A 23761-nucleotide genomic window follows, 5' to 3' on the forward strand; every position below is an offset into this window, starting at 1 on the left:
CGTCTCCGCTCCCCCGGACCGCTGCCGCCGCCCGGCCCGTCCCGGCCGGACGGCACCCGCCCGTTGCCGTCCCCTCGTCGTCCCGTCAGCGCAGATACACGCGCTCGGGGTCCACATCTTCGCGCAGCAGGGCCAGTTCGTCCGCCGAGGGCGGCTCGATGACGCTGAGGTCGCCGGCGGTCCTCAGGTTCCAGCCGGTGTTGGCCTTCACGTCCTCGGCCGTCACACCCGGGTGCAGGGCGGCCAGCTTCAGCTCCTCGCCCACGCCTTCGCGCGCGAGGATGCCCAACTCCGTGATGACGCGCGTGACTCCGGAACCCAGCGGGCGGATGCCGTCGGCGAGCGCCCGGTCCGGGCCGGGCGAGGTGCAGAAGTCGAGCTCGGTGAAGGAGCGCGGATCGTGGCGGCGCATGACGACGAACACCTCGCCGGAGCTGGCCATGACCTCGTTCGCGCCGCCCGATCCGGGCAGCCGGGCCTTGGGGTGGTGCCAGTCCCCGATGACGGAGGAGTTGAGGTTGCCCCACTTGTCGATCTGGGCGGCGCCGAGGAAGCCGACGTCGATGTGGCCGCCCTGGAGGACCGACCCGAAGAGCGTGGGCATCGGAATGACCGCCTCGGCTCCGGTGATGAGCACGGCGTCGGCGATGGTCTCGGGCAGGTGCGAAGGGTGCGCGCCGCACACCCCGGACTCGTAGACGATCTCCAGTCCGGGCGCGACGGTGAGATGGGCGAGGGAGGCGGCCAGCGTGGGCAGCCCGATTCCGGCGAACACCGTGCGCCTGCCCGCCAGTTCGCGGGAGGCGACGACGGACAGCAGCTCGGAGGAGGTCACGGTGTCGGTGGTCATCTGCGGCTCACTTCCGTGTGCGGAGGTGCGGGATACGGGTCGGGGAGTACGGTGGCCCCGGGCGCGTGGCGGGGCCGGGTGCCGGTGCGGAACGGGACGGCGGACGGGCGGGGCTCACAGCCTGCGGCCGTAGTTCACCGGCAGGCTCATCGCCTCTCCGACGGCGAGGCCCTCCCAGAACTCCTCGCCGAGCTTGGCGACGTACTCGGCGTGGTCCGCGGTCCCGTGCACCCACTCCTCCAGCCAGGCGGTCAGCCGCTCCTTGTCCTTGCTGATCGCCGACCAGGAGCGGTAGAAGGCGTTGTCGCGGTCGTAGTAGCCCTGGGCGAAGGACGGGTGAGCACCGCGCGGGCAGACGACGACGGCGTCCACCGCGTGCGACGGGATGACGGTGCGGTTCGGGTCGGAGCGCACGACCTCGTCCTCGACGACCTCCTCCACGACGACGACCGCCTTGCGCGCCGCGTACACGGCCTCGGCCTGGACGCCGGTCAGACCCCAGATCTGGGTGTTCCCGGAGCGGTCGGCGCGCTGCGCGTGCACGATCGTCACGTCCGGGTTGACGGGCGGCACGACGTAGATCTGCTCGCTCTCGCCGTCCGGGCCCGGGTAGGGCGAAGTGACCTTGCGCAGGGCCGGGTTGACGCTCGGCAGGTCACTGCCGCCGTAGCTGCGCAACGGGTAGAAGGGCAGCCTCTGGGCGCCGGCGATGTAGCGGCAGATCATGCCGTAGTGGCTGTACTCCTCGAAGGCGAGCGGCTCGGGGTCGGCCCTCTCCACGCGGCGGCGCAGCTCGCCCAGCGAGCCGGCGGAGGAGTTGCCGACGAAGGAGGAGACCAGCCGCGAGACGCACCCGGCGGCCAGCATCTGGTCGACGACGATGTCGGCGGTCATGCGGATCACGGTCAGGTCGCGGCGGCCCTGGCGGATGATCTCGTGCCCGGCCGCGGTCGGTATGAGATGCGTGAAGCCTTCGAGGGAGACGGTGTCGCCGTCCCTGACATGGGCTGCGACGGCCTCCCGCATCGTCATCGTCTTGTCCACGGCGGTCTCCACGGCCATCTCCACATCTCCTCGGTGCGGTTCGGTACGCATCGGTGCGCCTCGGTGCCGTTGTCACGGCATTGATCACGACATTGATCACGACATTGGTCACGGCAGGCCCGGGAGACCACGTTCCCACCCGGCATTGATTGGCGTCCAATACCGAATTAAGGTCAGTTTGAGACGTGAAACTGATAACTGGCCGACGGGAGCGTACCGACGTGGAACTGCGCTACCTCTCCTCCTTCGTCGCCGTCGCCGAGGAGCTGCACTTCGGCCGTGCCGCCAAGCGGCTCCAGATGGCCCAGCCGCCCCTGAGCCAGCAGATCCGGCAGCTGGAGAAGGAGCTGGGGGTCCAGCTCTTCGAACGCAGCACGCGCTCGGTGCGGCTGACGAGCGCCGGCGAGGCGTTCCTCAAGCCCGTCCGCACGGTCCTGGAGGACATCGACATCGCGACGCGGGTGGCCAAGGCCGCCGGGCGCGGCGAGTACGGGCGCGTCCGGGTCGGTTTCGCCGGTGCCTCCAGCCACACCGCACTGCCCCGCCTCACCCGTGCCGTACGGGCGGCGCACCCCGGCATCGAGCTCGTCATGCAGGGCCAGACGTACGCGAACAGGGCGGTGGCTCGGGTCGCCGACGGAACGCTGGATCTGGGCTTCGTGCGGCTCCCGGTGAACCGGCCAGGAGTCGAGCACCGGGTGATCGCCGAGGAGGAGCTGGTGTGCGCACTGCCCTCGGACCACCCCCTCGCCCGCCACGAGCGGATCACCGTGGGCGACCTGGCCGAGGAGCCGTTCGTCAGCTTTCCCGCCCGCACCGGCTCCAGCCTGCGCGACGTCACGCTGGAGACGTGCGAACACAGCGGCTTCCACCCGCGGATCGTGCAGGAGGCCCCCGACTCGTACACGATCCTCGCCCTCGTGGCGATGGGAGTCGGCGTGACGCTGACGCTCACCTCCTGCATGCACATCCAGCAGACCGGCCTCGTCTACCGTCCGCTGGCCGGACCGCCCGTGGTGCTCCAGGCGGCCCTGGCCTGGCGTACGGACAACCCGTCGGCGGCGCTGCGCAGCGTTCTGGAGGTCGCGGCCGACGCGCTGCCGCCTCCGGGGTCGTGAACGCGGCGGGATGCGGCAGCGATTGGGCACGGCAGCGATTGAGTGCGCCCGCGTATCAGTGCGAGGCGAATCGGATATTGGACCGGAAAAGTGCGCGGTGGAAGGGTCGTGGGCAAGCCTCGATCCCGACGTGCGCCCCCTCCTGTCCCTGTCCCTGCCCTCTTCTCCGCCCGTCCCCGCCCGTGACCGCGACCAGCCAGAACCAGTCAGGAAGGCCTCTCCATGTCAGCCCCCGCTCCGGCTCGCACCGACGTCGTCATCTGCCACCCCCTTCGCACGCCGATCGGGCGCTTCGGCGGCGCCCTGGCAGGCCGGCGGCCCGCCGCGCTGGCGGCACACGTCATCTCGGAGATCGTCGCTCGCAGCGGCATCGACGGCTCGCAGGTCGACGAGGTGATCCTCGGCCACGCCTATCCGAGCGCCGAGGCCCCGGCCATCGGCCGTGTCGCCGCGCTGGACGCCGGGCTGCCGGAGTCGGTCACCGGCAGCCAGATCGACCGGCGCTGCGGTTCGGGGCTCCAGGCGGTCCTCGACGCCGCGATGCAGATACAGGCCGGCTTCAGCGAGGTCGTGATCGCGGGCGGCGTCGACGTGATGAGCGCCGCCCCCTACTACACCCACGAAGGGCGCTGGGGCATCAGGGGCCCCGGGCTCCAGCTGCACGACGCTCTCGCCCGCGGGCGGGTCACCGCGGGCGGCGAGCACCACCCCGTACCCGGCGGCATGATCGAGACGGCGGAGAATCTGCGCCGCGAGTACGGCGTCTCCCGCGAGGACCAGGACGCCCTCGCCCTTCGTTCGCAGCAGCGTGCCGCCCGCGCCATGGAGGAGGGCTGGTTCGCCGAGGAGATCGTGCCGGTGACGGTGCGGGGACGTGAGGGCGAGAGCACGGTGTCCGTCGACGAGCATCCGCGGCCGGACACCACGGCGGACCAACTGGCCGCGCTGCGCCCGGTGATGGGAAAGACGGACCCCGAGGCCACGGTCACGGCCGGGAACGCCAGCGGCCAGAACGACGCCGCCGCCGCGTGCCTGGTCACCACGGCCGCGACGGCCGAACGCCTCGGCCTGACGCCGATGCTGCGGCTGATCTCCTTCGCCCGCGCGGGAGTTCCTGCGAAGACGATGGGAATCGGGCCGGTGGGTGCGACCACGGAGGCCCTGGAGCGTGCCGGACTGTCGGCGAGCGACCTGGACCTGATCGAGCTCAACGAGGCCTTCGCCGCTCAAGTCCTCGCCTGCACCCGCGAGTTGGGCTGGACGGACAAGGACCACGAGGAGCGCATCAACGTGTGCGGCTCGGGCATCTCGCTCGGCCACCCGGTCGGTGCAACCGGCGCCCGGATCCTCACGACGCTGGCGCACCACATGCAGCGCACGCAGGCGCGCTACGGACTGGAGACCATGTGCATCGGCGGCGGGCAGGGCCTCGCCGCGGTCTTCGAGCGCTGTTGACCGGCCCGCCGGCCAGGGCTGTCGCCCGGCAGGTCGCGGGCTGACCCGCGCGGACCACCGCTCGCACAACCAGGGCCCGGCAGCCTCCACTTGGCTGCCGGGCCCGTCGGGCTTGCCGAAGTATGCGCGGGGCGGGCTCAGTCCTGCGCGGAGCGGCGCTTGCGGGAGACCACGACCAGGCCTGCGCCCGCGGCCAGGACGACACCGGCCGCGCCGGCGATCATCGGGGTGGCGCTGGAGGCACCGGTCTCGGCGAGGTCGTCGCCTCCGCCGTTGGGAGCGGTGCTGGGCTTCTCTGAGGGCGCCGGGGCCTCGCTGCTGGACTCGCTCGGCGAGGGCTCGGGCGAGGACTCGCTCGGCGTGGGCGAGGGGGACTCCTCGCACACGGGCGACGTCTTGTGCTCGTCGCGGTCGAACTTGTCGTCGTCACCGGCGTCGATGACCAGGTGGACATCGAGGGGGGAGGTGTGCTTGGGGAGGTTCACCTTCTTGTCGAAGGTGCGGCCGAACTTCTCGTCCACCAGGGTCTCGTCACCCGCGGTGATCTTGATGGTGTTCTCGGCCTTGTCGCTGTAGTTCTCCAGGTGGATGCTCGTGGTGTAGCAGTCCACCTCCCAGCCCGGCACGTGGGCCGACGCGGGGGAGGCGACGAACATCCCGGTACCGACGAGCGCGGCGGCACCCGTGGCGACGGCGGCGGCGCGGTGCCATCTGTGGCGTATAGCGGTCATGGTCTCCCTCTGAAGATGAAGAAGTGGTGCAAAGAGCGGATGTCGTGCGAGGACAGAACGGTACTCCCCGGTACATCACTGGTCGCGCCCGCCCCCGGCTGGCCAAAAGGCTCTGAAAAAGGGGCAGTTCAGACGTGGTGGCGTGTGATGAGCAGCCATCCCCCGTACGGTCCGGCGGCTGCCCGCCCGTTCCCCGCTGGAACCCGCTGAGGCTACCGCCTCAAAGGCAACGGCGAGGGAAACTCACGGACATTGAGCGGTCTCAACTACGAAACGGGCGGAGCGAGTACCTGTGGAGGACCATGGCGTGCCACTGCGCCGAGCCGGCGAGGCGCCGGTCCACCACCCCAGGGAGGACAGTGAGTTGAGCCATCGACGCAAGGACAAGAAACGGGCGTATGTGATAGCCGGCGCGGGCACAGCGGCACTTGCGACGGCGGCGATCATGCTTCCGTACGCGAACGCGGGCCAGGAAGCCCCCGGTCCACGCACGATGAGCGCGAAGGCCGCCGCCGCGATGGGCACGAAGCTGGCGGACGAGAACGGGTCGAGCACCGCGGGCTGGTTCATCGACAGCAAGGCCAAACGACTCGTCATGAACGTCACCGACGAGGAGACCGCCCAGCGCGTCCAGGAGAGCGGCGCCGAGGCGAGAATCGTCCAGAACTCCAAGGCGGAGCTGCAGAAGGTCAGCGACACCCTCGCGAACGGCGCTTCGGTGCCGGGCTCGGCCTGGTCGATCGACCCCCGCACCAACAAGGTCTCCGTTCTCGCCGACAGCACGGTCGACGACGATGAGTGGGCCTCGCTGAACGAGACCGCCGCCGGCATGGACGGCATGATGTCGGTGAAGCGGACCGCCGGTAAGTTCCAGAAGTTCACGGGCAACGGCGGAGCCGGCCAGGGCGACGCCGGCGACCAGGGCCCCGGTAACGGCGCGGGCCAGGGCGAGGAGGGCGCCGGCAACGGCAACGGAGCAGGCCAGGGCGACGACGGCGCGGGCGCCGGCGAAGGCGGCGACGCGGCTGCCGAAGGTGTGCTCGGCGGCGACGCCATCTTCGCCGAGGGCACCCGCTGTTCGCTCGGCTTCAACGTGCAGGTCGACGGAGCGCCCGCCTTCCTGACCGCGGGCCACTGCGGCAACGCCGCTCAGAACTGGACCTCCGACGAGGCCGGTGCCCAGGCACTCGGCTCGATCACGGACTCGCAGTTCCCGGAGACCGACTTCGCGATCGCCACGCTCGACGACGCCCAGGCCGAGGCGCCCAGCGCCGTGAACCTCGACCCGCTGGGTGAGGGCCAGGGCGGAACGCAGGAGATCACCGGCGCGGCCGAGGCCGCCGTGGGCATGCAGGTGCAGCGCAGCGGCAGCACGACCGGCCTCAGCGACGGCGAGGTCACCGGCCTGGACGCCACCGTCGACTACGGCGGGGGCGACGTCGTCAACGGCATGATCCAGACGAACGTCTGCGCCGAACCCGGCGACAGCGGCGGCGCGATGTTCTCCGAGGACCAGGCCGTGGGCCTGACCTCGGGCGGCAGCGGCGACTGCACGCAGGGCGGCGAGACCTTCTTCCAGCCGGTCACCGACGCGCTGGAGGCCACCGGCGCGACGATCGGCGACGGCGGCGGGGAGGCCGAGCAGCAGCAGCTGCAGTAAGCACTGCCCGGCCGCCCCACGGGCGGCCCGTCAGCCGCTCACGGTGTCAGCCCGTCACGGTAAACGGGGAACTGGCCCCTGAGATGGCTTTCGGGTCGCCCGCGACCGGTTTGGCGTCGCCCTCGTAGGTGATCCGGTACTCGCCGGAGGCCGTCCCCTCGGGGATGTCCCAGGTGACGGTCACCTTCGAGGCGGCGACCCCGTAACGCTCCCAGCGGAAGGTCGTCGACCAGTCCCCGTCGTCCGCGACGGTGCGCCACTCGCCGTCCTTCCGCGCTTCCACGCGCAGATAGGTCCCGCCCCGGTGCAGCACGTTGCCGGGGTGGGCGCCCGCGAAGACGACCGTGACCCGCTCCCCCGCCCGGTAGTTGGCGCGCGGAGCCGTGAGCACGTCGCCGAACTCGCGTGCCAGCGGCGGCGCATCCAGCACGATCGGCGGCTGCAGGGAGATCGTCTTCCCGGAGATGTCCGGTGCGACGGGCCCGAGCGGCAGGCTCTTCCCGTCCCGCATGGCGCGTGCGAGCTGCGCCGCCGTCTGCTCGACGGCGGGCAGCTGCCAGCGCCCGAAGAGGGTGCTGCCGCCCTCGTACTGCTGCGAGTCGTACTCGTCGGGCGTGGTCAGGTAGTGGAAGTAGGAGTTGGCGTAGCCCGCGACGAGGACGTCCTTCACCTCCGCCCCGACGGTCTCCGCGACCGTGCGGCGCAGCCGCAGCCCGGCGCACACGGTCACCTCGCCGGGAACGCCGATGAGATACAGCTGCCCGATGCGCACCAGCTGCACCGGAACCTGTTCCTGCACCCACGGGTAGATGCGGTTCATCTCCCCGACGGGGGCGACGATTCCCTTCGGTGCCTGCGCTTCGCGCAGCTCGGGTGAGGCCTCGTAGATGACGGAGTCCGAGATCGCGTCCCAGAGGGGGTTCTCGCCCTCTTCGAAGCCGGGGAACGCCGGGCCGTCCTCGAGGCTTCCGGCCGCCATCGACGCGCCGATGGCGGGCTTGGCGGTCTTGTGCTGCTTGCCGTCTCCGGTGAACTCCGGCTCGACCGTCACGTCCGAGAGATCGATGTAGACGAGCCTGGAGTCCACTCCGCCCGTCATCTTCGTTCCCCGCTGGTCGAGTTGGCCCGCGGCGGACTTGTACTGGCGCAGTCCGCACTCGCGGGTGCTCTCGAAGTCGGCCGGCGTCGTCGGCGGTTTCAGGTCGAGGTTCGGGGACATGTCGCCGGCGTTGGTCTGCGCGAAGGCGGAGACGAACTCGGGTGCGGTGCCGCCGAGATAGTCGGCTCCCCCGACCTCCCGCTCCCAGTGGTGGGCGGCGTAGCCCTTGTTGTCGGCGCTGATCACCTTGTTGTCGCCGGACATGCTGGTGCAGTGCACGGCGAACCAGTTGACCGCCCCGACGGCCCGCCCCTCGCGCTCGACGCGCAGCAGCGTGCTCTGCGGGTCGATGCCGTCCGGGAAGTGGCCGCGCAGCCCGGAGGGGTTGCGTTCGAAGGCCTCGCGTGACCTGTTGACGCTGGTGCCCGTCAACTCCGCATGCGTGAGGGTGAGTTCGGCGGGCGCTGCGTCTTCGTGGGCGCGGGTCGCTGCCTCGACGATGCCGTCCGTCATCGCCTCGAAGGTCTTCTTGTGGAAGCCCAGCGTGGTGAGGTCGTAGAGCAGGTGGTGCGAGGAGCCGCCCGGTCCGCAGTGCGTGTGGGTGGCGGTGAGCATGACGTTGCGGTGCGTGTAGAGGTCGCCGTACTTCTCCCCGAGCCTGCTCAGCACGGCCTGGTGCACGCTCTCGAAGATCATGGCGGTGTCGACAACGACGAGGAGCACGCGCTCGCGCGTCTCCTGGTCCGCGAAGACGAACGCACGGGCGCGCAGGCGGGTGTGGAGTCCTTCGGCCTGCTGGTCGACGCGACCGTAGCCCATCATGCCGACCTCGGCGATCTCGCCGGTGGCGTCGGCGACGCCCCGGCCCACGAGATAGCCGCTTCCGGCGGCCGAGCTGCCGGTGTTCACGGCGTTTTCGGCCTGCGCGGCCTGGGCGCCCGGCGTGGCACCGGCCAGGCCGAGTCCGGTCAGCGCGGCGCCCGCACGCAGTACGGTGCGGCGGCTGCTGCGGGGCCCCGGAGAGGGAGTGTGCTCCGGCTGCCCTTCGGACGGTGGGGTGTGGGGGTGGGTGCTACTCAACGGGTGCTCCTCTGTAGGGCTACTTCCCGGTAACTGCCCGTTGAGCATGCCACTGTGTAACACACGCCACAATGCGCGTGCGGGGATTGGTCGGAACCAATTCCGGCGGGGTTCAGCCGCGTTGAGCGAGCAGCGACGCGTGAGTGGGGGCGTCCGGCACTCCGGCCGGCCTGCGCGCGGCGAACTCCTTGCGAAGTTCGGGCACCACTTCCTCGCCGAGCATGTCCAGTTGCTCCAGCACGGTCTTCAGCGGAAGGCCCGCGTGGTCCATGAGGAACAGCTGCCGCTGGTAGTCGCCGAAAGCCTCGCGGAAGGTGAGGGTCTTGTCGATGACCTCCTGCGGACTGCCCACGGTCAGCGGCGTCTGGTCGGTGAACTCCTCCAGCGTCGGCCCGTGCCCGTAGACGGGCGCGTTGTCGAAGTAGGGACGGAACTCCCGCACCGCGTCCTGGGAGTTCCTGCGCATGAAGACCTGGCCACCGAGACCCACGATCGCCTGCTCCGGGGTGCCGTGTCCGTGGTGCGCGAAGCGCTCGCGGTAGAGCCCGATGAGCTTCATGTAGTGCTCCTTGGGCCAGAAGATGTTGTTCGCGAAGAAGCCGTCGCCGTAGTACGCGGCCTGCTCGGCGATCTCCGGGCTGCGGATGGAGCCGTGCCAGACGAAAGGCGGCACGCCGTCGAGCGGCCGCGGTGTGGAGGTGAAGCCCTCGAGCGGGGTGCGGAAGCGGCCCGCCCAGTCCACCACGTCCTCCCGCCACAGCCTGTGCAGCAGCGCGTAGTTCTCGATCGCCAGCGGGATGCCCTGCCGGATGTCCTGCCCGAACCACGGATAGACGGGGGCGGTGTTGCCGCGGCCCATCATCAGATCGACGCGGCCGTCGGCCAGGTGCTGGAGCATCGCGTAGTCCTCGGCGATCTTCACCGGGTCGTTGGTGGTGATCAGGGTCGTCGAGGTGGAGAGGATGAGCCGTTCGGTGCGCGCGGCGATGTGGCCGAGCATGGTCGTCGGCGAGGAGGGCACGAAGGGCGGGTTGTGGTGCTCCCCCGTGGCGAAGACGTCGAGGCCCACCTCTTCGGCCTTCAGCGCGATCGCGACCATCGACTTGATCCGCTCGTGCTCGCTCGGCGTGCGGCCGTCGGTGGGATCGGTCGTGACGTCCCCGACGGTGAAGATCCCGAACTGCACCACTCTCACCCTCTCGTCGGCTCCGGCGGAAGCCATTGTTTCAATTAGTTCATTGTTGAACTACACGGTCCCACCAGTCTCCCACGTGCTCTTCGTCCATGGTCGCGCGGAGGCGCCGCCGCGGCGAAGCCGCAGGGCACACGACCGCGGGAGGGCCGGCCGCACACACCAGGGCGCCGCCGGAGGAAACACCTCCGGCGGCGCCGCGGCGGATCGGCCGGCCGGCTCGCCTCAGCCGCCGACGTTCACATCGACGCACGCATAGAAGGCGTTGGCCGTGTCCGCGATGTTCCAGACGGCGAGCACCTTCTGCTCGCCCCTCAGACCGCCGAAGTCGACCTGGTGCGTGACGGTCTCCCCGGGCTGCGCACCGCCGTCGTCGAACTCCGCGATCTTCGAGCCGCCGACGAAGTACTGCCAAGTGCTCGTCGCGTGACGTGCCGTCAGGTGCCACTTGAAGCTCGTCGAGCTCCCGACGGGAGTGACCGCCCAGCCCTTGCTGTCGTCGTCCAGCTCGGCGAACTGCTCGTTGCCGCCGCTGCAACTGGTGAGCCCCTTGGGGCCCTCGACGCTCTGCGGCTCCCACTTGATGGCTCCGCACTCCACCGTGCCCGCGGCGCACTGTGCCTGACGGCTCGGCGGCGAGTCGATGTAGCCGTGCGCACTGGCCGGGGCCGCCGGCAGCGTGAGGACGAGCAGAGGCGCGATCCCGGCCCCGATTCCCGCCGCGAGCTTCCTCTTGACGTTCATGCCAACTCCTTCACGGTCCGGCCGACCGGAAAGCGGCGAGGAGGGGAGGACACAGGGGTGCCGCACACCCTTACGGACGGCCTGGTTGAAAGCGGAGGCGAAGTGAAGGCACGCCCCGTCAGCGGCGAAGGGCAGCCGTGGAGAGTTCTGACGGCTTCGAGCTGGGGGACCCGGTATTCACGCTCGCCATTAGTCTAGACCATAGCGATTGTCTGTCCCCGGTCAAGACCTCGGAAGCCCTTCATGACAGCGCTTGCGGCACATCGGAGCCCGACAAGCGGTTTACGCCGCGTGCGACGGTGGGAACGCGGACCGGGACTCCCGGCGTGAGCCGCCGGAGCGGCCGAGGGCCGTCACGGTCCGACACCGTCCTCAACAGCAGGAGAGCACATGAGCACCACGGAGCTCACCAAGGACAACTTCGACGAGGTCGTCGCGGACGACGGCTTCGTACTGATCGACTTCTGGGCGGACTGGTGCGGTCCGTGCCGCCAGTTCGAGCCGGTCTACGAAGCTGCCGCCGAGCGTCACTCGGATCTGACGTTCGCGAAGGTGGACACCGAGACCGAACAGGAACTGGCCGCGGCGTTCGAGGTCCAGTCGATCCCCACACTCGCGATCGTGAGGGACCGCATCGTCGTCTTCTCGCAGCCGGGAGCGCTCCCCGAGTCCGCGCTCGAGGACCTGATCGGCCAGGCCAGGAACCTGGACATGGAAGAGGTCCGCCAGTCCGCCGCCGTGCCGGAGGAGCCGTCCGGCGAGGAGGGCCGGACGGACGCTCAGGATCAGCCCGGCTGAGCGGTCTCGGCCTCCTGTTCCTGCTGGACCCGCAGCCGTCGGGAGACGACACACGCCGCGGCCGCCGCGGCGGCGGCGAACGTCACACCCAGCATCCAGGGCTTGTTGAGCCGGTGGACCAGCAGGTGGTCCAGGGAGAACCGGCCGGGACCCGCGAGGGCGACGGCCGACCCGGCCAGCGCCAGATGGACCGGATACTCCATCCCGCCCCGGTCGTTGAAGAACCCCGCCGGCGCATGGACGGAAGCGGCCCCCGACATCGCGGCCGCCACCGCCGCGCCCGCTCCGGGTGTCGCGAGCCCCAGGGCGAGCAGCGTTCCGCCTCCGGCCTCACCGAGGCCGGAGGCGAGCGCATGGGCACGTCCCGGCCGGAAGCCGATCTGCTCCATGGACTTGCCGGTCCCTTCCAGGCCGTAGCCCCCGAACCAGCCGAAGAGCTTCTGCGTGCCGTGGGCGAAGAGCACTCCTCCGGTGCCGAGGCGCAGCGCGAGGAGTCCCAGGTCGTGGCGGATGCTGTGGGTCCTGTGAACGCGGTGACTGCGCAGGCGGTGTCTGCCGTGGCACATCGTGTGGCCCATGGCGTCGTCCCTTCTCACGTGCTCAGGTGGGGGTCTGCGGGGACTCGGTCAGCATGCGGGACAGGTCGTAACTGACGGGCTCTTCGAGTTGGGCGTAGGTGCAGCCCCGCGGCTCGCGGTCGGGACGCCAGCGACGGAACTGCGTGGTGTGCCGGAAGCGGTCCCCCTCCATGTGGTCGTAGGCCACTTCGCAGACGCGCTCCGGACGCAGCGGTACCCACGACAGGTCCTTCGTGCCCGTCCAGCGGCTCGGCGCACCCGGCATGCGGCTTTGCGTGTGGGCCTCCTCGCTCTGCCAGCGCGCCCACGGGTGCTCCGCGGGGTCGGTCATCCGCAGCGGTTCCAGTTCGGCCATGAGCTCGCGACGCCGCTTCATGGTGAACGAGGCGCACACGCCGACGTGTTGGAGCGTGCCGGAGTCGTCGTACAGGCCGAGCAGCAGCGAACCGACCCCCTCGCCGCTCTTGTGCGGGCGCAGCCCCGCGAGCACGCACTCCGCCGTGCGCTCGTGCTTGATCTTCACCATGAGCCGTTCGTCCGGCCGGTACGGCAGGTCGGGCGCCTTGGCCACGAGTCCGTCGAGCCCGGCACCCTCGAACTGGTCGAACCACTGCCTGGCCAGGTCGATGTCGGTCGTCGCGGGCGCCACGAAGACCGGGTCGCGCGCCGGGCCGAGCGCGCGCTGGAGGACCGTGCGGCGCTCCTCCAGGGGCGTCTCCATCAGCGAGTCGTCGTCGAGCGCGAGGATGTCGAATGCGACGAACGACGCCGGGGTCTGCTCCGCGAGCATCCGCACCCGGGAGGCCGCCGGGTGGATGCGCTGCCCGAGGGCGTCGAAGTCGAGCCTGTCGTTGCGGGCGACGACGATCTCCCCGTCCACGACGCAGCGTTCCGGGAGGTTCGCGAGCAGCGCCGTGACCAGTTCGGGGAAGTAGCGCTTGAGGGACTTGCCGGTACGGCTGCCGATCTCGGTCTCCTCGCCGTCGCGGAAGACGATGGCGCGGAATCCGTCCCACTTGGCCTCGTACTGCATGCCCGCCGGGATCTTCGAGGCGAGCTTGGCGAGCATCGGCTTGACGGGCGGCATCACCGGCAGGTCCATGCCCAGCACTGTATTCCCGCGCGGGCGCGCCCGCCCGTTCTCCTCGGGCAGTTGTACGAGCCGTCCCGGGGCCGGCTTCGGATCGGCGGAGGCCGACTACGCTGGGCCCGTTCGTGCCCGTCCGGGACCGACAGGCGAAGAGGTGAGGCCGCATGACCGCGTCGGAGGCCTCTGTATCCGGCACGCGGCTGTCCGCCACACGGACTCTCACGTCGCGTGCCGTGGCCTGACCCCCGTCCCGGACGCATTCCGGGCACCTTCGCCGGAAGCGTGAGCCCGCGAACCGGCAGCCCGCACGAACACCATCCTGAACGGATCTTCACCCACCATGACCACTCGCCGTACCTGGACCACCCGTGCCGAGACCTGCGCCGACACCCCGGCCATCCGGGAGATACTCCTCGCCGCCTTCCCCACCGCCGAGGAGGCCCGCCTCGTGGAGGCGCTGCGCGCCGACGAGAGCGCCTGGATCGAGGGCCTGTCCGTCGTCGTCGACGACGAGGACGGCCGGCCCGCCGGCCACGCGCTGCTCACGCGGTGCCACATCGACGCCGAACCCGCGCTGTGCCTGGCGCCCGTGGCCGTGCGGCCCGAGCTGCAGCGCACGGGGGCCGGCTCCGCCGCCGTGCGCAGCGTGCTGCGGGCCGCGGCGGACATGGGCGAACGCTGGGTCGTCGTCCTGGGCCACCCGGACTACTACCCGCGGTTCGGTTTCGCCCGGGCCTCCGTCCACGGCATCCGCCTCCCCATCGAGGTACCGGACGAGGCGGCGATGGCCCTCGCTCTCGGGTCCGGTGGGCGGCTGCCCCGGGGAACGGTGCGCTACGCCGCGCCGTTCGGCATCTGACGTCCGCGGTGCGGGGGCCCGCGCCCCCGCACCGCACGTCCGCGCCGGCCTCCGCCGACGGACGCCGGGAGGCCGTGGCAGCCCGAAGCTTTACCGTCCGCCGGGAGGCGGCACGGCACCGGGCCGCATAGCGTTGCGGCATGGGTGAGGCGGTGGAGCTGACGGTCGGCGGGCAGAAGGTGCGGCTGTCCAGCCCGGACAAGGTCTACTTCCCCGAGCGCGGGCTCACCAAGCTCGACGTGGCCCGCTACTACCTGACCGTCGGGGAGGGCATCGCACGGGCGCTGTACGAACGGCCGACGACGCTCGAGCGTTATCCGGAGGGCGTGGGCGGCGAGTCGTTCTTCCAGAAGCGCGCCCCCAAGAACCTGCCCGGCTGGATCCCCACCGCCAGGATCAGCTTCCCCAGCGGGCGGCACGCCGACGAGATCTGCCCGACGGGCCCCGCGGCGGTGCTGTGGGCCGCGAACCTCGGCTGTCTCACCTTCCACCCCTGGCCGGTGCGCAGGGCCGACACCGACCACCCGGACGAACTGCGCATCGACCTCGATCCGCAGCCGGGCACGGACTTCGAGGACGCTGTGCGGGCTGCGCAGCAACTCCAACCGCTGCTGGAGGAGTTGGGGCTGCACGGATGGCCGAAGACCTCCGGCGGGCGCGGACTGCACGTCTTCGTGCCCATCGAGCCCGAGTGGAACTTCGCACAGGTGCGGCGGGCCGCCATCGCTGTCGGCAGGGAGCTGGAGCGGCGCGACCCGTCCCGCATCACGACTGCGTGGTGGAAGGAGGAGCGCGGCAGCCGCATCTTCGTCGACTACAACCAGACGGCGCGGGACCGCACCATCGCCAGCGCCTACTCCGTACGTCCCAACCGGCGTGCCACCGTCTCCGCCCCGTTGCGCTGGGAGGAGCTGGGCAGCGCGCACCCCGACGACTTCGACGTGGTGACGATGCCGCTGCGGTACGCCGAAGTCGGCGACGTGCACGCGGAGATGGACGCGCACCGGTGCCGTCTCGACGCGGCCCTGGAGCTGGCCAACAGGGACGAGCGCGAGCACGGGCTGGGTGATCTTCCCTATCCGCCGGAGCACCCGAAGGTGAAGGGCGAGCCCAAGCGCGTCCAGCCGAGCAGGGCGAAACGCACCGACGGCTGAACCGCTCACGGCAGTCGGCAGGCCCGGGACCTCAGGCAGACGACGTGGCGCCGCAGTTGAGGGCTCGCGCCGGTCGAGAGGGCACGCCCGTCGAGGGGCCCGGTGTACGAGGCGCCGTCCGGTCTCCGGCCGCGGCGACACCGCCCGCCGGGACGGTCCGTGCGCTCCCCCCTCCCCCGCCTGAGCGTTCCCCCGCCACAACTGGGGTGGCGGGGGCTAGGGTTCCCCACTGGAACGGGTGTTCAGGGGGATCGGGGAGTTCGAAGTGACCGACGAGGACCGGCTGCTGGCGGGGAGGTACCGGCTCTCCCGGCAGCTCGGCCGCGGGGGCATGGGAACGGTGTGGCTCGCGGACGACACGCTGCTCGACCGGCGCGTGGCCGTCAAGAAGCTACATGTGCCGCCGCATCTGGAGGACGAGGAGCTGACACGGCTCTACGAGCGCACGCGCCGCGAGGCACGAAGTGCGGCACGGATAAGCCACCCCGGGGTCATCGTCGTACACGACGTGGTCGAGGAGGACGGGCTGCCGTGCATCGTCATGGAGTACGTGCCCTCCCGCTCGCTCAGCGATGTCCTGCGCGAGGACGGGCCGTTGCCGCCGGAGGCGGCCGCCCGCACAGGAGTGGCGATGGCCTCGGCGCTGCGCGCCGCCCATGCGGCGGGAGTTCTGCACCGTGACGTGAAGCCCGCCAACGTCCTGCTGTCGCAGGACACCGAGCGCGTCGTCCTCACCGACTTCGGCATCGCCGCGGCCTCCGGGACGACCACCCTCACGCGCACGGGGGAGTTCGTCGGCTCCATCGACTACGCGGCGCCGGAACGGATGCAGGGCGGTGAATCGGGCCCTGCCGCCGACGCGTGGGCGCTGGGGGCGACGCTCTACGAAGCGGTGGAGGGGACCGCACCGTTCCGCAGGGGCACCTGGGTGGAGACGGCGTACGCCACGGCGAGCGAACCGCCCCGGCCGATGGAACAGGCCGGTGCCCTGGGCGAGTTGATCGAAGCGCTGCTCGCGAAGGACCCCGGCGGGCGGCCGACGCTCCAGCAGGCGGAGGAGTGGCTGGCGGGTGCGGCGGGCACCGTGGCGCTGCCGCAGGGTGCGCCGTGGGACGAGCGCGAGCGGGGGCCGGGCGCCCGGAACCACGACGGGGCCCGGGGGCCCGCATCCGCCCCCGAGTCGTCCGCCGCCGCACCGTCGCCCGCGCCATCCGCCACCGACCCCGCGCCGGCCGCCGCCCCGCGAAGGCGCGGGTCGCGTGCCGCCGCCTGGGCGGTGTGCGCGGTGGTGGCCGTGGCCGCCGTCGCCGGAGGGGGATGGTGGCTGGCACGGGAAGGCGCGGACCAGGGAGGCGATGCCGGCAAGCCGGGCCCGTCCTCGTCCCACTCCTCGGGACAGTCCTCGACGGCGCTCCCTCCGCGGCCACCGGCCGCGGAGGGGTACCGGCGCGTGAAGGAGAACCTCGGCTTCTCCGTGGACGTGCCCGAGGGCTGGAAGCGGCAGGAGAAGCCCGGCGGCCAGGAGGTCGACTTCCTGGACCCGTCAGGCCGTACGGAACTCACCTTCAGCGTGCTGGACTTCGCGGACGCCAGTCCCCTGAAGCACTGGCGCCGGCTGGAGCCCGAAGTCCGGGCGAAGTCGCCGGGCTACCGCAACCTCCGTATGAACGCCACGACTTACCAGGGCCGGGAGGCCGCCATCTGGGAGTACACCTGGCAGGGCCGGGCACGGACCTACCACGCGCTGGACCTCGGCTTCGGCACGGAGGGCGAGCAGCACTACGCGCTGTATCTCTCGGCGCCGGACGCCGAATGGGGCGGGTCCAAGAGGTACTTCGACATGGCGGTGAAGACCTTCCGCATCGCCCGGGGCGGTTGACGGGCGGGCCGTCGTTCCGCCGGCCACGGGGACGGCGGCTCAGCCGTCCTGCCAGTGGCGCCGGCCGGCGCTGATCAGCAGCAGCTGGCGGCGGGCGGTGTGCGCGACGCTCTCCTCGTCGGGGCCCTCGCCGAGTTCGGCGTCCAGGAAGGCCGACGCCGTCATCACCATGTGGTCGACGAAGAGTTCGCCGAGCATCCGCATGTCCTGCGCGCTCCATCCCGCGGAGACCTCGTCCGTGGACAGTGCGCCGGCGACCTCGTCGGCGAAGCGGTCCAACTGGGCTCCTATGGCGGCCCGTACGGCAGGGACGCCGCCGTGGCGCTCGCGCACGACGAAGCGGATGTGCGTCGGGTGCTCGCGCACGTAGCGGGCGATGGCGGTGACGGTGCGCTCGATGCGGGCCGACTCGTCGGCGGGGCCGGCGAGGATCTCGCGCACGACGGCGTGGAGCGACCCGAGCGACTCCTCGACGAGGGCCACCCCCAGGTCGCTCATGTCCCTGAAGTGCCGGTAGAAGGCGGCCGGGGCCACTCCCACGACGCGTGTGACCTCGCGCAGGCCGAGGCTGCTGAGACTCTGGTGCTCCAGCAGCCGCAGGCCCGCATCGAGCAGGGCGCTGCGGGTCCTGGCCTTCTGCGTCTCACGGGCGGTCGGGGCGGACGCGGGGGTGTGGCTCATGTCATTGAGTAAACAGGTGTTCTCGCCCGTGTGCCAAGGTACTCTGTTCTCAGTGAACAGTTGTAATTACAACTGTTCACTGAGAAGTGGAGAAGCGGTGAACAGTTGTAATTACAACTGTTCACTGAGAAGTGGAGAAGCGGGTGCCGCGCGCACCGCCCCTCCGAGACGAAGGGCCACACATGATCTTCATCGTTGCCGCATTCCTCCTGCTGGGACTCCTGGTGGGAACCGCGGCCCACATCCCGGTCCCTGCAACCCTCGCCGCAGCCGCGGCCATCGGTACCTGGCTGCTGATCTTCGCCGTCCGTGAACGCAAGCACCACCGTCAGGGGAGCTGACCGTGAACGCCTTGAACACCCTTGTCCGCCCCGGCACTTCGCACTCGAAGGACCACAAGGTGGACGACTCCGGCACCATCGGCGACCAGCCGCGCACCGCGGCCGCAGCACGTCTGCACGACGCCGACGGCATGGCCGTCGCCTCCTTCGTGATGGGCCTGGCCGGACTGCTCGTCTTCAACCTCGTCCTCGGCCCGTGCGCCCTGGTGCTCTCCGGCCTCGCCCTGATGCGCGGCACGACGCGCCGCGCCCGGGCGGTCCTCGGGATGACGCTCGGCGTCGCCGACCTCGCCGTACTCGCTACGGTCGCCGCCGCCGACCAGTCCTTCTCCTGGAGCATCACCGGCTGAGCGGCCCCGGACCGGGCCGCGCCGGCGACGGCTCGGCCAGCATGAGCGCGAACCGCCCCTCCTCGTCCGTCCACCAGTGGCTCAACACGAAGCCACCACGCGCGAGTTCGTCCGTAAGAGCGCCGCGGCGGAACTTCACGGCGATCTCCGTGAGGATCTCCTCGCCCTCCTCGAACTCCGCGGTCATCTCCAGGGCGGGCAGCTCCACCGCCTGCGCACGGAGCGAGCGCAGCCGCATCTCGATCCGCTCCTCCCGCTCGTTCCACACCGCGACGTGCCGGAAGGCGGCCGGGTCGAAACGCGCACCGAGTTCGCGGTTGAGCACCCGCAGCACGTTCTTGTTGAACTCCGCGGTCACTCCCTGCGCGTCGTCGTACGCCGGGACGAGCACCCCCGGGTCTTTCACCAGGTCGGCGCCGAGCAACAGCGCGTCCCCCGGCCGGAGTCCGGCGCGCAGGGCGGCGTAGAACGCGGGCCGCGCCTCGCCGCCCAGGTTGCCGAGGGTGCCCCCGAGGAAGGCCACCAGACGCGGCCCGGGAGCGGTCTCCGGAATCCCGAGGTCGGTCTCCAGGTCGGTCACACAGCCGGTCACCCGCAGGCCGGGATAGTCGCGGCACAGCTGCTCGCCCGCCTCGCGCAGCGCGTCGGCGCTGACGTCGAGCGCCGCGTAGGCCTCCAGAGTGCCGTGCCGCAGCAGGCTGTCGAGGAGCAGCCGCGTCTTGCGCGACGAACCGGAGCCGAGCTCCACGAGTGTGCGGGCGCCGGTCGCCGCGGCGATCTCGTCGCAGCGCTCGGTGAGGATCGCGTGTTCGGCCCGCGTCGGGTAGTACTCGGGCAACTGCGTGATCTCTTCGAAGAGTTCGCTTCCGCGGGCGTCGTAGAACCACTTCGGCGGCAGCGTCTTCGGTCGGCCGGTGAGCCCCTTGAGCACGTCGGTGTGGAGCGCGTCGGTGAAGTACCCGTCGGGCAGGCGGCGGGTGAGGTCGAAGCGGCCCGTCATCAGGATCTCCTCGCGTGGATGCCGGTGCTGCCCCCGGACACGTCTGCCGGAGGCCGCGGTGCGGTGTGGACCAGAGGTGCTGTGCGTACGGACGAGACGGTGGCCACGAGCAGCGAGTCCTCGGGGACCTCCTGCCAGCCGGCCTCGGAGTCGTCAGCGGGCGCGTCGTCCGGCTCGGAGGCCACGCGCACGCTTCCGGGCCCCGTGCGGTACCAGAGGGTGTCGCCGCAGCGGCTGGCCCATACGGTGCGGCCGTCCGTGAGAAGGAAGTTGAGCCGGGCGCCCGGACGTATGTCCCTGATGCGCACCGCGAGCCACGCCAGGGCGTCCTCGGTCGGCTCGCCCGCGCGGATGCGGCCGGTCAGCAGTGCCCACAGCAGCGCGGAGTCGCAGCGGGCCTCCAGCCGGAGCAGTTCGGCGGGCTCCAGCGCCAGACCGAGGTCCTCCACCAGGCGCTCCCAGTCGCGCACGGCGCCGTTGTGGCTGAAGAGGAGCCGGCCGTCCGCGTACGGTGCCGCGGCTGTCTCGTCCTGGGCGGTGCCCTCGGTCGCGTCGCGCACGGCGGCGAGCACGGCCGTGCTGTGCACCGTCCGTGCGAGGTCGGGCAGGTTCACATCGGCCCAGACGGGGACGGCGCGCCGGTAGCGGGCCGGGAGCTGCTCGTCGTCCGCGGCCGCCGCGCCGCCGTCCCGCGGCGTCTGCGTCGCGGGATACCAACCGAGCCCGAAACCGTCGGCGTTGACGGTCCCGTACCGCTGCATCCGAGGAGCCCACGACTGCTCGTACAGCCCGCCCGCGGGAGAGATCACCAGGTCCGCAAGGGACGACGGCGGGCCGAGGTAGGCGAGGTGGCGGCACATCAGTCCGCTCCCCCGCTGCTGCGCGCCGTCCGGAAGCCCGCGAAGATCTGGCGGCGCACCGGCAGATCCCAGTTGCGGAACGTGCCCCGGCAGGCGACCGCGTCGGTGCCGAACGACCCGCCGCGCAGCACCTTGTGGTCGCTGCCGAAGAAGACCTCGGAGTACTCGCGGTAGGGGAAGGCCCGGAAGCCCGGGTAGCCGGTGAAGTCCGAGGACGTCCACTCCCACACGTCTCCGATCAGCTGCCGGGCGCCGCACGGAGCGGAACCGGCCGGGTAGGCGCCGGCGGGGGCGGGACGCAGATGGCGCTGGCCCAGGTTGGCGCGTCCCGCGTCGGGTTCCGCGTCACCCCACGGGTAGCGGCGGGATTCACCGGTCCGCGGGTCGTGGCGGGCCGCCTTCTCCCACTCGGCCTCCGTCGGCAGCCGGCGCCCGGCCCAGCGGGCGTACGCGTCGGCCTCGTACCAGGACACGTGCATCACCGGTTCGCCGGGCGGGACGCGCTCGATGTAGCCGAAGCGGCGCCGCAGCCACATCTCGCCGTCCCTGCGCCAGAACAGGGGGGCGGACAGTTCCGCCTTCTGCACGTACGCCCAGCCCTCGGGGTGCCACCAGCGCTCGTCACGGTATCCGCCGTCCTCGATGAAACGCTGGTAGGCGCCGTTCGTCACCGGTACGGCGTCCAGGTCGAAGGCGGGTACGTCGACGGTGTGCGCGGGACGCTCGTTGTCCAGCGCCCAGGGTTCGGTGGAGGTGCCCATCGTGAACGGCCCGGCGGGCACGTGCACTTCACCGTGCCTGTCTTCCGTGGCCCGGGAGGTGGGCGCGGGAGGATCGGGGGCGTCGAGCACGGCGGGGCCCCGGCGAAGCTGGTGCGTGGCGAGCATGGTCTCGTCGTGCTGCTGCTCGTGCTGGGCGACCATGCCGAAGACGAAGTCGCCCTCGAAGAGCGCACTGTCGGCGCCGTCGGGCGCTCCTGCGGCGAGCACCTCCAGCGCGCGGGCGCGCACTTCGGCGATGTAGGCGCGGGCCGCGTCGGGCGGGAGCATCGGCAGGGCGGGGCGGTCGGCGCGCGGGGTCCGGAATGCGTCGTAGACGGCGTCGAGATCGGGACGCACCCCGCCGGTGCCGCCCGCCTCGCGCAGCAGCCAGATGTCCTCCTGGTTGCCCACGTGCGCCAGGTCCCACGCCAGTGGTGACATCAACTTGGAGTGCTGGGCGGTCAGTTCGGCCTCGTCCAGACAGTCCGTGAGGGCCGCGGTGCGCCGCCGTGCCCGCTCCAGGGCGGCGAGCGCGCGCTCACGGCCCGCGGGTTCGGCGGTGGTGGTGGCCTGCGCGGCTGAGCGTTCGGACATCTTCGGTGTCTCTCCTCTCGTGTGGGCACCTGGGGGCACTCCCCCTCGCTTCATGGGGAGGTGCCCCAGGGGGGTCCCCACCCGTGCCGATGGCCCGGGGGGAGGGCGGGCGCGAAGGCGCGCGGCGTATCAGCCGCAGGTCTCAGCCGCGCATGGCGTCCAGTTGGTCGTGGGCGGGGCAGCGTCCGCGCTCGGAGTAGCGCTCGGCGAATTCGGCCACGGCACTGTGCACGAGGCTGCCGTGGTCACGGCGGGAGAGCCCCGACTCGGCCGCCGCGACGCACCGGCGCACCGCCGGTCCCAGCAGCGGGTCTGCGGGGCCGTTCCTCGCGGCGCGCTGCCACAGCACCGGGTCGCTCTCCAGGGGTTCCGTCGCCGCCCACGCCGTGTCCGCGGCGACGGGGTCGTCCAGCAGCGTCGCCACGACGGCCGTGGCCGCGATCCAGCCGTCGCCGCACTGCGCGTCGATCATCCGCAGTTCCAGCCAGCCGCGCGGCCGCACCGGCGGGAAGAGCGTGCCGAGGTGGTAGTCGAGGTCGTCGCGCGTGGGCGGGCGTTCCCGGTGGGCACCCTTCAGCCAGGCGCGGAAGGAGAGCCGGGGAGGCGCCGTCCATTCGGCCGGCGGGTCGCGGCGCAGGCAGAGCAGTTCGGCGTCGAGTGCGTGGCGTGCCCAGCCCTCGCGGGGGTCGCTGTGCGGGCGCGGCGGGCTGGTGCGCGCAGGGTCGGCGCGGGCCCACACGCTCTGCCGGGTGGAGACCCACCCGGTCGGACGGGAGCGCCACAGCGGCGAGTTGGCGAAGGCCGCCACGAGTACGGGGCCGAGACGGTGTGCGAGCCGCCAGCGGTAGCGGTACCCGGAGGGCCCGTCGGAGTCGTCACCCGCGTCCAGGCTGACCTGGACGGCGGCGGTGGCCCTCATCATCATCCGGCCCCAGGGGCCGGAACGGTCGAAGTGCGCCTCCATGGCGCGGTAGCGGGGATCCTCCAGCACCCGCGGGGGGCTGAGATACGGGTCGAGGCCCCGTCCGTACAGCAGCGCCCCCGAGTCGCGCACCCGGTGACGCAGAACAGTCAGATCGGCGGCGGTGGTGGCGATGCACTCGTCGAGCGTCTCGCCGGGCGGGGAGGAGACTTCGAGCTGACCGCCGGGTTCCCTTGTGAGCCTGCTGCCGCCCGGCAGGCCACGGGTCCACAGCGGCTCCAGCGCCTTCTTCAGCCGGCCGGGGGGCACGGCGCGGGACGGCGCGGAACGATCGCGGATGAGCCATTCCAGCTCCACTCCCACGCGGCGCGGCGGCCCGGTCTTGAAACAGATGCCGCCGACGTACGCGGCTGCTTCGTCCTCGTTCAGCACGGCATCCATGGGATCCGGCGCCTCCAGTCGGATACGGAACAGTGCATGCGGGTTGGTCCCGTGGAGTCCGAGACTGCTTCGGGGACGCGCTGCGCGCAAGACGGCAGAGCCCGCCGGGGTGCGGGCCGGGTGACCCCCGGGTGACGTACGAAACCGCCTGGAGAGGGCCGAATGGCGGTTTGCGCCACCGGGAACGGTCAACTCGTCGCGACGTGAAGGACATCGAGATCAGCGGGCCGGAGAAGGTGCTCTTCCCGGACGACGGGATCTCCAAGAGCGAACTCCCGGGCCACTACCGGCGCGTGGCCCCCGTGCCGTGCCGCGGCAGCGCGGCCGGGCCCTGATGACGGAGCGGCATCCGGACGGTATCGGCGGAAGCCGCTGATGCAGAGGAACGCCCCGGACCGCTTCCCGGAGTGGGTGCACACCGCCGAACTGCCCGGTGTGTGCCCGGCCGGGCGCACCCGTGGCCACTCCGGTCGGGTGGCC

General features: G+C 71.5%; 23 protein-coding genes. 10 read left to right on the top strand and 13 right to left on the bottom strand.

Translation table 11 applies throughout. From position 1 onward, the window contains the following. Positions 1-85 precede the first annotated feature (85 nt). Positions 86-850, bottom strand: a complete 765-nt coding sequence (locus tag EV375_RS25625) for a CoA-transferase (protein ID WP_130302314.1) — start codon at positions 848-850, stop codon at positions 86-88. 114 nt (positions 851-964) lie between these two features. Beyond that, positions 965-1912 carry a CoA transferase subunit A gene (locus tag EV375_RS25630; protein ID WP_055486677.1) on the bottom strand — a complete coding sequence of 316 codons (948 nt, stop codon included), beginning with the start codon at positions 1910-1912 and terminating at the stop codon, positions 965-967. A 203-nt stretch (positions 1913-2115) separates the two neighbouring features. Here EV375_RS25630 and EV375_RS25635 point away from each other — a divergent pair, with 203 nt between their 5' ends. Next, positions 2116-3012 carry a LysR family transcriptional regulator gene (locus EV375_RS25635; RefSeq protein WP_130302879.1) on the top strand — a complete coding sequence of 299 codons (897 nt, stop codon included), beginning with the start codon at positions 2116-2118 and terminating at the stop codon, positions 3010-3012. A gap of 222 nt (positions 3013-3234) precedes the next feature. Then, on the top strand, positions 3235-4467 hold the full coding sequence (locus EV375_RS25640) for an acetyl-CoA C-acetyltransferase (RefSeq protein ID WP_130302315.1): 1233 nt from the start codon (positions 3235-3237) through the stop codon (positions 4465-4467). Between the two features lie 137 nt (positions 4468-4604). On the opposite strand, the gene EV375_RS25645 is transcribed toward EV375_RS25640, so the two are convergent. Further along, positions 4605-5198: an LAETG motif-containing sortase-dependent surface protein gene (locus EV375_RS25645; RefSeq protein ID WP_130302316.1), complete on the bottom strand. Its 594-nt coding sequence runs from the start codon at positions 5196-5198 to the stop codon at positions 4605-4607. Between the two features lie 307 nt (positions 5199-5505). Between EV375_RS25645 and EV375_RS25650 the strand changes: the two genes are divergently transcribed. Next, the gene (locus tag EV375_RS25650) at positions 5506-6858 is read left to right on the top strand and encodes a S1 family peptidase (RefSeq protein WP_486588807.1); all 1353 of its coding nucleotides are present in this window, start codon (positions 5506-5508) and stop codon (positions 6856-6858) included. Positions 6859-6904: 46 nt separating this feature from the next. Here the strand turns inward: EV375_RS25650 and EV375_RS25655 are convergent, their stop codons facing one another. From EV375_RS25655 to EV375_RS25665, 3 genes are all read right to left on the bottom strand, one after another. Next, positions 6905-9037 (bottom strand): neutral/alkaline ceramidase, encoded by a 2133-nt coding sequence (locus EV375_RS25655; RefSeq protein ID WP_486588808.1) that lies wholly within the window; start codon positions 9035-9037, stop codon positions 6905-6907. Positions 9038-9149: 112 nt separating this feature from the next. Continuing rightward, the gene (locus tag EV375_RS25660; RefSeq protein WP_130302881.1) at positions 9150-10223 is read right to left on the bottom strand and encodes an LLM class flavin-dependent oxidoreductase; all 1074 of its coding nucleotides are present in this window, start codon (positions 10221-10223) and stop codon (positions 9150-9152) included. A gap of 231 nt (positions 10224-10454) precedes the next feature. Beyond that, on the bottom strand, positions 10455-10973 hold the full coding sequence (locus tag EV375_RS25665; protein WP_130302318.1) for a lytic polysaccharide monooxygenase: 519 nt from the start codon (positions 10971-10973) through the stop codon (positions 10455-10457). Between the two features lie 390 nt (positions 10974-11363). Here EV375_RS25665 and trxA point away from each other — a divergent pair, with 390 nt between their 5' ends. Next, a complete protein-coding gene (gene trxA, locus EV375_RS25670; protein WP_130302319.1) occupies positions 11364-11771 on the top strand; it encodes a thioredoxin in 408 nt (135 codons plus the stop codon). On the opposite strand, the gene EV375_RS25675 is transcribed toward trxA, so the two are convergent. Then, positions 11759-12337 (bottom strand): DoxX family protein, encoded by a 579-nt coding sequence (locus EV375_RS25675; protein WP_130302882.1) that lies wholly within the window; start codon positions 12335-12337, stop codon positions 11759-11761. The genes trxA and EV375_RS25675 overlap by 13 nt on opposite strands. Before the next feature lie 34 nt (positions 12338-12371). Continuing rightward, entirely contained in the window at positions 12372-13451 is a 1080-nt protein-coding gene (locus EV375_RS25680) for an ATP-dependent DNA ligase (protein WP_130302320.1), read from the bottom strand. Positions 13452-13779: 328 nt separating this feature from the next. Between EV375_RS25680 and EV375_RS25685 the strand changes: the two genes are divergently transcribed. The 3 genes from EV375_RS25685 (at position 13780) to EV375_RS25695 (ending at position 17331) form a co-directional block, all read left to right on the top strand. Then, the gene (locus EV375_RS25685; RefSeq protein WP_130302321.1) at positions 13780-14298 is read left to right on the top strand and encodes a GNAT family N-acetyltransferase; all 519 of its coding nucleotides are present in this window, start codon (positions 13780-13782) and stop codon (positions 14296-14298) included. A gap of 140 nt (positions 14299-14438) precedes the next feature. Further along, positions 14439-15452, top strand: a complete 1014-nt coding sequence (ligD, locus tag EV375_RS25690) for a non-homologous end-joining DNA ligase (RefSeq protein ID WP_130302322.1) — start codon at positions 14439-14441, stop codon at positions 15450-15452. A 265-nt stretch (positions 15453-15717) separates the two neighbouring features. After that, the gene (locus tag EV375_RS25695; protein WP_130302323.1) at positions 15718-17331 is read left to right on the top strand and encodes a serine/threonine-protein kinase; all 1614 of its coding nucleotides are present in this window, start codon (positions 15718-15720) and stop codon (positions 17329-17331) included. Positions 17332-17370: 39 nt separating this feature from the next. Here the strand turns inward: EV375_RS25695 and EV375_RS25700 are convergent, their stop codons facing one another. Continuing rightward, on the bottom strand, positions 17371-18012 hold the full coding sequence (locus EV375_RS25700) for a TetR family transcriptional regulator (RefSeq protein ID WP_130302324.1): 642 nt from the start codon (positions 18010-18012) through the stop codon (positions 17371-17373). A 182-nt stretch (positions 18013-18194) separates the two neighbouring features. Between EV375_RS25700 and EV375_RS29280 the strand changes: the two genes are divergently transcribed. Together EV375_RS29280 and EV375_RS25705 are read left to right on the top strand one after the other, a co-directional pair. Further along, the gene (locus EV375_RS29280) at positions 18195-18353 is read left to right on the top strand and encodes a hypothetical protein (protein ID WP_165434852.1); all 159 of its coding nucleotides are present in this window, start codon (positions 18195-18197) and stop codon (positions 18351-18353) included. Between the two features lie 77 nt (positions 18354-18430). After that, a complete protein-coding gene (locus tag EV375_RS25705; protein ID WP_486588871.1) occupies positions 18431-18703 on the top strand; it encodes a DUF4190 domain-containing protein in 273 nt (90 codons plus the stop codon). Here the strand turns inward: EV375_RS25705 and egtD are convergent. The 4 genes from egtD to egtA form a co-directional block, all read right to left on the bottom strand. Further along, positions 18693-19703 carry an L-histidine N(alpha)-methyltransferase gene (gene egtD, locus EV375_RS25710; RefSeq protein ID WP_130302325.1) on the bottom strand — a complete coding sequence of 337 codons (1011 nt, stop codon included), beginning with the start codon at positions 19701-19703 and terminating at the stop codon, positions 18693-18695. The genes EV375_RS25705 and egtD overlap by 11 nt on opposite strands. After that, complete coding sequence (egtC, locus tag EV375_RS25715) at positions 19703-20563, bottom strand: ergothioneine biosynthesis protein EgtC (protein ID WP_130302326.1); 861 nt, start codon at positions 20561-20563, stop codon at positions 19703-19705. The genes egtD and egtC overlap by 1 nt, the downstream gene beginning before the upstream one ends. Then, positions 20563-21918: an ergothioneine biosynthesis protein EgtB gene (egtB, locus tag EV375_RS25720; protein ID WP_130302327.1), complete on the bottom strand. Its 1356-nt coding sequence runs from the start codon at positions 21916-21918 to the stop codon at positions 20563-20565. The genes egtC and egtB overlap by 1 nt, the downstream gene beginning before the upstream one ends. Positions 21919-22060: 142 nt before the next feature. Continuing rightward, a complete protein-coding gene (egtA, locus tag EV375_RS25725) occupies positions 22061-23281 on the bottom strand; it encodes an ergothioneine biosynthesis glutamate--cysteine ligase EgtA (RefSeq protein ID WP_130302328.1) in 1221 nt (406 codons plus the stop codon). 203 nt (positions 23282-23484) lie between these two features. On the opposite strand from egtA, the gene EV375_RS29980 reads away from it, so the two are divergent. Then, positions 23485-23616, top strand: a complete 132-nt coding sequence (locus EV375_RS29980; RefSeq protein ID WP_486588809.1) for a hypothetical protein — start codon at positions 23485-23487, stop codon at positions 23614-23616. Positions 23617-23761: the final 145 nt, after the last annotated feature.

The organism is Streptomyces sp. CNZ301, from assembly GCF_004217425.1.

What these genes read in the sequence shown, in the direction of transcription:
- EV375_RS25625 (WP_130302314.1), bottom strand. Translation starts at nt 850, where the DNA reads ATGACCACCGACACCGTGACCTCCTCCGAGCTGCTGTCCGTCGTCGCC.
- EV375_RS25630 (WP_055486677.1), bottom strand. Translation starts at nt 1,912, where the DNA reads ATGGCCGTGGAGACCGCCGTGGACAAGACGATGACGATGCGGGAGGCC.
- EV375_RS25640 (WP_130302315.1), top strand. Translation starts at nt 3,235, where the DNA reads ATGTCAGCCCCCGCTCCGGCTCGCACCGACGTCGTCATCTGCCACCCC.
- EV375_RS25645 (WP_130302316.1), bottom strand. Translation starts at nt 5,198, where the DNA reads ATGACCGCTATACGCCACAGATGGCACCGCGCCGCCGCCGTCGCCACG.
- EV375_RS25665 (WP_130302318.1), bottom strand. Translation starts at nt 10,973, where the DNA reads ATGAACGTCAAGAGGAAGCTCGCGGCGGGAATCGGGGCCGGGATCGCG.
- trxA (WP_130302319.1), top strand. Translation starts at nt 11,364, where the DNA reads ATGAGCACCACGGAGCTCACCAAGGACAACTTCGACGAGGTCGTCGCG.
- EV375_RS25675 (WP_130302882.1), bottom strand. Translation starts at nt 12,337, where the DNA reads ATGTGCCACGGCAGACACCGCCTGCGCAGTCACCGCGTTCACAGGACC.
- EV375_RS25680 (WP_130302320.1), bottom strand. Translation starts at nt 13,451, where the DNA reads ATGGACCTGCCGGTGATGCCGCCCGTCAAGCCGATGCTCGCCAAGCTC.
- EV375_RS25685 (WP_130302321.1), top strand. Translation starts at nt 13,780, where the DNA reads ATGACCACTCGCCGTACCTGGACCACCCGTGCCGAGACCTGCGCCGAC.
- ligD (WP_130302322.1), top strand. Translation starts at nt 14,439, where the DNA reads ATGGGTGAGGCGGTGGAGCTGACGGTCGGCGGGCAGAAGGTGCGGCTG.
- EV375_RS25700 (WP_130302324.1), bottom strand. Translation starts at nt 18,012, where the DNA reads ATGAGCCACACCCCCGCGTCCGCCCCGACCGCCCGTGAGACGCAGAAG.
- EV375_RS29280 (WP_165434852.1), top strand. Translation starts at nt 18,195, where the DNA reads ATGATCTTCATCGTTGCCGCATTCCTCCTGCTGGGACTCCTGGTGGGA.
- egtD (WP_130302325.1), bottom strand. Translation starts at nt 19,703, where the DNA reads ATGACGGGCCGCTTCGACCTCACCCGCCGCCTGCCCGACGGGTACTTC.
- egtC (WP_130302326.1), bottom strand. Translation starts at nt 20,563, where the DNA reads ATGTGCCGCCACCTCGCCTACCTCGGCCCGCCGTCGTCCCTTGCGGAC.
- egtB (WP_130302327.1), bottom strand. Translation starts at nt 21,918, where the DNA reads ATGTCCGAACGCTCAGCCGCGCAGGCCACCACCACCGCCGAACCCGCG.
- egtA (WP_130302328.1), bottom strand. Translation starts at nt 23,281, where the DNA reads ATGGATGCCGTGCTGAACGAGGACGAAGCAGCCGCGTACGTCGGCGGC.